This is a genomic window from Candidatus Nanopelagicales bacterium (assembly GCA_018003655.1).
Taxonomy (GTDB): Bacteria; Actinomycetota; Actinomycetes; order S36-B12; family UBA10799; genus JAGNDY01.
In genome coordinates, this window is sequence record JAGNDY010000137.1 from 1 (window position 1) to 3,846 (window position 3,846).

The 3,846-nt window shown below is 67.3% G+C and carries 5 protein-coding genes; 3 read left to right on the top strand and 2 right to left on the bottom strand.

The annotated features are described in order from the left end of the window. Nucleotides 1-331: 331 nt before the first annotated feature. The gene (locus KAZ48_11265) at nt 332-892 is read left to right on the top strand and encodes a C40 family peptidase (protein MBP7973368.1); all 561 of its coding nucleotides are present in this window, start codon (nt 332-334) and stop codon (nt 890-892) included. 37 nt (nt 893-929) lie between these two features. On the opposite strand, the gene pheA is transcribed toward KAZ48_11265, so the two are convergent. Both pheA and KAZ48_11275 read right to left on the bottom strand, forming a co-directional pair. Then, nucleotides 930-1,871: a prephenate dehydratase gene (gene pheA, locus KAZ48_11270; GenBank protein MBP7973369.1), complete on the bottom strand. Its 942-nt coding sequence runs from the start codon at nt 1,869-1,871 to the stop codon at nt 930-932. Next, entirely contained in the window at nt 1,868-2,356 is a 489-nt protein-coding gene (locus KAZ48_11275; GenBank protein MBP7973370.1) for a DUF4446 family protein, read from the bottom strand. Before KAZ48_11275 ends, pheA begins: the two co-directional genes overlap by 4 nt. A gap of 154 nt (nt 2,357-2,510) precedes the next feature. Here KAZ48_11275 and larB point away from each other — a divergent pair, with 154 nt between their 5' ends. Beyond that, complete coding sequence (gene larB / locus KAZ48_11280; GenBank protein MBP7973371.1) at nt 2,511-3,164, top strand: nickel pincer cofactor biosynthesis protein LarB; 654 nt, start codon at nt 2,511-2,513, stop codon at nt 3,162-3,164. After that, nucleotides 3,161-3,846: LarC family nickel insertion protein (locus tag KAZ48_11285; GenBank protein MBP7973372.1), on the top strand; the 686-nt coding region annotated here is incomplete at its 3' end. The genes larB and KAZ48_11285, both read left to right, overlap by 4 nt.

Genomic DNA, 3,846 nt, shown 5'->3' on the forward strand with positions numbered 1-3,846 from the left:
ACCCACAAAACAGCGTTACAGAAAGTAATCCACAGGCACAAAGCACCCACCTAGGTGTGCCTGAACCGGTGCTACGTTGATTGAGTCGTCAATAACCGACGCCGCAGTCGCGGTCTCGGATGAACCATGCAACTCGAACGAACAGCAACTCGAACGAACCCGCTGGGTCGGTCTAGCAAGGCCACAGCCCCGGGACTGAGTTCCAAGGCAGTGCGATTCAGTTGCTCCCTCACGACGTGGGAGTCGCGGCGCACAGGTCGGCTACAGGTCGATCGGCAGTCACCCGGTCACGCCTTACCTCAGCAAACCAATCACGCAAGGAGTCATCACTATGCGCGTATCCACGCGTCGCAATGCCGCACGTGTCGCAGCGGCAACGTCCGTAGCACTGCTGGTCCCCCTCGTGGTCGCGACTGAGTCGGCCGAGGCTGCACCTGCCGGTGCTCCCGCCGCTGTATCCGCCGCCGCACCGGCAAAGAACATGACGCGTGCGCAGGTCAAGCACCGTCGTGCCGTTCACAAGCGGGCCGCGTTGGTCAAGTTCGCCAAGAAGAAGAAGAGGACAGGGCAGTACGTCGCTGGTGCCTCTCGCAGCAACGCGTTCGATTGCTCCGGCTTCACCAAACTCATCTACCGCAAGGTTGCCAAGATCAACCTGCCCCACTACTCGGCAGCACAGATGCACCGTGCCAAGCGGGTGTCCAAGCGCCACCTCAAGCGCGGCGACCTGCTCTTCTGGGGTCCGGGCGCTCGCCAGCACGTCTCGATGTACATCGGCGGCGGCAAGATGATCGGCGCGAACAACCCTCGTTCCGATGTCCAGATTGAGGGCATCAACGGCGGGTACTGGCGTCCGCGCTACCACTCGGCCGGCCGCCTGATCCAGGGCTAACTGGATCCCCGGCTACCCGCCAAGGTCCGCGGAGGCGCTACGCACCGGCCTCTCCGCGGACCTTGGCCAGCCACTGTGCGGCGGCAGCGAAGTCGGCATCCGTCGTACCCAACCGCATGTGGGCGGCCTTGCCGTCGTGGCGCGGGTACGACCCGAGGAACCGAATGTCGGCGCAGACTCGCTGGAGACCCTTCAACGCCTCGCCCACCCGAGCATCGGCGACGTGACCCTCGCAATCGACGGAGAAGTAATAGTCGCCGAGCTGCCTGCGGGTGGGACGGGACTCGATTCGGGTCAGGTTCACCCCACGAACCGCAAACTCGGTGAGGATCTCCAACAACGCGCCGGGGTGGTCCTCCCGCATGAACAGCACCAGCGTGGTCTTGTCGGCACCGGTCGGTGGGGCGGGCTCACCTGGTTTGCGAACCAACACAAATCTGGTAGACGCATCCGGGTTGTCACCGATGCTCTCTTCCAGCACCTCGAGCCCGTAGTGCTCGGCGGCGATGATCGGGCTGATCGCGGCGTCATAGGGCGGCGGGTCTTCTTGGGCCAGCCGCTGCGCGGCGCTGGCGGTCGAAAGCGCCGCGAGCACATGAGCGTCGGGTAGATGCGCAGCCAACCACTGCCGGCACTGGGCGGCTGCGATCGGAATGCTGGCCACCTGCTTGATGTCGGCCAAGCTCACCCCGGATCGAACCAAGAGCGCGAACCTGACCGGCAGCGCCCACTCCTCGACGATCGCCAGCGGTGCGTCCGCGCGGGCCAGGGAGTCCAGCGTGGTGGTGACCGGACCTTCCAGCGAGTTTTCGATCGGGACCACGCCAGCGGACATTTCCCCGGAACGAACCGCCTCCAGCACGGCCTCGACCGACGGGAACGGCTCGGCCACCGAGTCGCGAGCCGAGGGCATCGCCCGCAGCGCCGCCTCAGTGAAGGTGCCGCGCGGGCCTAGGTATCCAACGGTCTGTTCGGTCATTGGTCGACTCCCTTGAGCGCGTATCCCACAGCTTGTTTCTCCTCCGGGCTAAGTCCGGCGGCGTCACCGGCGGTGACTCCCTTGGCGATGAACTGCGTCTGGCTTCGGCCGTGCAAGCTGGTCAAGATCACGCCATCGCCAACGTCGTCGAGGACCGCCGCACTGAAGGACAGCCGCCCGGCCAAGTCCCGGAACGCGTCGTACTTGACCACGGCGACGTGGCGCAGTGAATGCGCGACATCGTCACGGGTTGCCTGCACCAACACCGCAAGTTCCTCAACGGTCTTGGTGGCAGCGTCGACGCTCGAGATCCGGTCGAGCAGGACGTCGACCACGTCCACATCGGCCTGGGCGATCCGCCGGTAGTCCCGGCTCGCCGCGCGGGCGGTTCGCAGCGCCTTCACCGCTATCACTGTGGCGATCACGGCCACCAACACAGCAACGATCGCCACACCGATGAGGGCGATCGAGTTGGTGTTGGACACGGCCGCAACCTTAGCCGAGCAGCGATACTCGCCGGGATGACGTTTGCTGAGGTCGTAACCGGCCAAGAAAGCCTGCGGGTCTGCCCGCCCAGGCGATCGCCCCGAGCCGCGCTCACCCGGCCGCAGACGACGCGCGGGGTTTAGGGTCTCAGGGGTGTGGCTGGATACTGAACGACACGGCCGGACCGGCGACCCGGAGACCGTGTTCGGCGCGGGCAAGACCCCCGTGGAGATTGCCGTCGCGCTGGCGGGATTGCAGGCGGCCCACCCGGACCGGGCGGTGCTTGCGACCCGGGTTGACGCCCACGCACTCGACCATCTGCGCGAACAGTTCGGCCCGGCCATCGACCTCGACCCGGTCGCGCGCACAGCAGTCCTCGGACCGGCGCCGCCGTCGAAGGGTTCGGTCGTCGTGGTCAGTGCTGGCACCAGCGATGGTCCGGTCGCGGCCGAGGCCGCCGTCACGGCTGCAGTCCACGGCGCCGGCGTTACGCGGATCTCGGACGTGGGGGTCGCCGGGATCCACCGGGTGATGTCCGTGCGCGACCAACTCGAGGCCGCCGACGTCATCATCGTGTGCGCCGGAATGGATGGCGCGCTGCCGAGCGTGGTCGGCGGATTGGTGGGCTCGACCGTGATCGCGGTGCCCACGAGCGTGGGCTATGGCGCCGCCTTTGACGGCCTGGCAGCGTTGTTGACGATGCTGAACGCGTGCGCGCCTGGCGTGCTGGTCGTCAACATCGACAACGGCTACGGCGCGGGAGTCGCCGCAGCGCGCATCGCCCGCACCCGCGAGGCCCACGCGTGACGACTCAGGTCCCTGACCCACGCACCGGATCTGGGGAAGCCCCCGCCGACCCCGGGCCGGACGCGGGCACCGTCGGACTCGGGTCGCACCGCGATCCGATCAGGTCGGTCGCCGACTGGCCGGTGGGTGAACCGGTGCCACAGGTGTGGATCGATGCCTCGGCGGGGGCCGCCGGGGACATGCTGCTCGGAGCACTGCTCGACGCCGGCGCCAGCGTGCAGCGGGTCAACGCGTCAATCGCCGCGCTTGGGCTGCCCGAGGCGGTCGCGGTTCGGACCGAATCAGTTACGCGCGCGGGGATGCGAGCCACCCGCGCAATCGTCGACGTCGCCGAGACCTCCAACCGGCGCAACTGGGCGCAGCTCCGCGACGTGCTGCACGGTTCCCGACTTGACTCCGATATCCGAGCCGAGGCGCTCGCGGTCTTCGGTCGCCTCGCGGAGGCTGAGGCACGGGTGCACGGCATCCCCGTCGACGACGTTCACTTCCACGAGGTCGGTGCGCTGGACTGTTTGGCCGACATCGTCGGCGTCGTCACGGCGATGTCGGAGTTCGCTGCGCACAGGGTCTTCTGCTCGCCCATCACGGTTGGGTTCGGCCGCATTAACGCCGAGCACGGGTCACTGCCGATTCCTGGTCCCGCGGTGACCGAACTGTTGGCCACCCGGGGCCCGGACCTGGT

Bases quoted from the DNA above. Each gene is read 5' to 3' on its own strand.
- KAZ48_11265 (MBP7973368.1), top strand. From the start codon at position 332: ATGCGCGTATCCACGCGTCGCAATGCCGCACGTGTCGCAGCGGCAACG.
- pheA (MBP7973369.1), bottom strand. From the start codon at position 1,871: ATGACCGAACAGACCGTTGGATACCTAGGCCCGCGCGGCACCTTCACT.